This window comes from Fulvivirga aurantia, from assembly GCF_009711475.1.
Lineage (GTDB): Bacteria > Bacteroidota > Bacteroidia > Cytophagales > Cyclobacteriaceae > Fulvivirga > Fulvivirga aurantia.
In genome coordinates, this window is sequence record NZ_SMMD01000383.1 from 1 (window position 1) to 2,210 (window position 2,210).

3 protein-coding genes are annotated in these 2,210 nt (G+C 39.9%); all 3 read left to right on the top strand.

The window, feature by feature from the left end:
* On the top strand, positions 1-618 hold a 618-nt coding region (gene lolA1, locus E1176_RS02050; protein ID WP_155208913.1), incomplete at its 5' end, for an outer membrane lipoprotein periplasmic chaperone LolA1.
* 63 nt (positions 619-681) lie between these two features.
* Positions 682-1,503 carry an orotidine-5'-phosphate decarboxylase gene (gene pyrF, locus E1176_RS02055; RefSeq protein ID WP_155208914.1) on the top strand — a complete coding sequence of 274 codons (822 nt, stop codon included), beginning with the start codon at positions 682-684 and terminating at the stop codon, positions 1,501-1,503.
* 3 nt (positions 1,504-1,506) lie between these two features.
* A partial coding sequence (locus E1176_RS02060) for a DUF2851 family protein (protein WP_155208915.1) occupies positions 1,507-2,210 on the top strand: 704 nt, incomplete at its 3' end.

Here is a 2,210-nt window from a genome sequence, read left to right on the forward strand (position 1 = left end):
ATGTTGGTACTTGTGGGTAATGTGGCATTTGCTCAGTATGATCAGAAAGCTAGAGAAGTACTGGATGCCATGAGTGCAAAGTATAAGAAAATACCTGCCTATAAAGCAACGATCACTTCTGCGCTTATCAATGAGGTAGATGGAATAAACGAAGAGTTTGGTGGTGAAATTACTGTAATGGGTGATATGTACAAACTTGCATTAGACGAGCAAGTGGTGATTAACAATGGCAACACCGTTTGGACCTACCTGCCCGATGTAAATGAGGTGAACATAGATACTTATGATCCCTCAGAAGATGAAATTTCTCCTTCAAAAATCTACACAGCTTATCAGGATGGATACAAATACATCTACATAGGTGATGAAGCTTGCAACGGTGGCAATTGCGCAGTCATTGACCTTGTGCCTAACGATAAGGACGCACAGTTTTTCAAAATAAAGCTTTTTATCGATAAGAAAGACTCAAGCTTAAGAAGCTGGACGATGTTTGATAAAACAGGCAATAAGTATAAGTACACGATCAAAAATTTCAACTCTAAAGTTGATGTGAAAGAATCATTCTTCACATTCGATGCCAGCAAATACCCTGGTGTTGAAGTGATAGACTTGAGATAGTTTTTAGTCACATGAAATCAATTAAAGGTCGCTATTTAGCGGCCTTTTTTTATTTTTGGGATTATGAACAAAGCCCAGCTATTAGATCAAATCAAGAAAAAAGGCTCCTATCTCTGCGTGGGGCTCGATACAGACCTCGATAAAATTCCTAAACATTTACTCAAAGAAGAAGATCCAATATTCGAATTCAATAAGCAGATTATTGATGCCACTCATGAATATTGCGTAGCCTACAAACCGAATATTGCTTTTTATGAGGCACATGGTGCAAAGGGTTGGGAGTCTCTACAAAAAACTATTGATTACATACCAAAGGAAATTTTTACCATAGCCGATGCCAAGCGTGGTGACATTGGTAATACTTCACGGTTATACGCCAAAGCATTTTTCGAATCTATGAGTTTTGATAGCGTGACTGTCGCGCCCTATATGGGAGAAGACTCTGTAACGCCCTTTCTTGATTTTGAAGATAAGTGGGTGATCGTATTAGGACACACATCTAATAAAGGCAGCAACGATTTTCAGCTTATGGCTGAAAGAGGAACGGGAGTTACTCTATACGAAAAAGTAATAACCAAATGTCAGGAGTGGGGTACGCCAGATCAATTGATGTTTGTAGTTGGTGCAACGCAGGCAGAAAAAATGGAGCGAATCAGAGAAATGGCTCCGGATAGTTTCTTCCTTGTTCCGGGTGTGGGTGCTCAGGGAGGTAGTTTATCAGAAGTTTCCAGGTACGGACTTACTAATTTTTGCGGCTTGCTTGTGAACTCTTCCAGAGGCATTATTTACGCATCAAATGGAAGTGATTTTGCCGAAGAAGCTGGTAAGAAAGCAAAAGAGCTACAAAATGAAATGAGCGTTTTGATGGACAAATACATGAAATAAATCATGTCAGAGGCCTTTCTCCACTATATTTGGCAGTATCAGTATTTCGATAAAAATGAATTGCTTACAGTAAATAAAGAGTCGCTTGATGTCTTCAAGCAAGGCTTCTACAATACTGATGCCGGCCCGGATTTTAAGGAAGCTACCATTAAAATTAATGATATAGAGTGGCGTGGGCACGTTGAGATCCATTACAAATCATCTGATTGGCATGCGCATGGGCATCAGACCGATAAGGCCTATAATTCTACGGTTTTGCATGTAGTTTGGGAAGATGATAAACCCGTAAGTCGAGAAGATCAAACCGCGATGCCAACCCTTGAGCTAAAGGATAGGGTGCCGCTAGATTTGCAAAAGAAATATACCCAGCTGATTAAAAATGGAGAATCTATACCGTGTGCCAGTCAGTTGCATGAAGTAAGCAGCATTTCAAAGCTGAGTATGATAGAAAAGTCTGTATTCAGCAGGCTCGAGAGAAAGTCAAAAGACGTATTAAATCTGTTGAAAGATAATGAGGGTGACTGGGAAGAAACTACATTTCAGCTACTGGCTAAAAATTATGGCTTTAAAATTAATGCCGAACCCTTTTTTCAATTAGCTCAATCGGTACCCTTTAAGGTTCTAAAGAAACATGCTGATCAGCCTAATCAAGTGGAGGCTTTGTTATTTGGTCAGGCTGGTTTTTTGGAAGAGGAGTGTGCCGATGA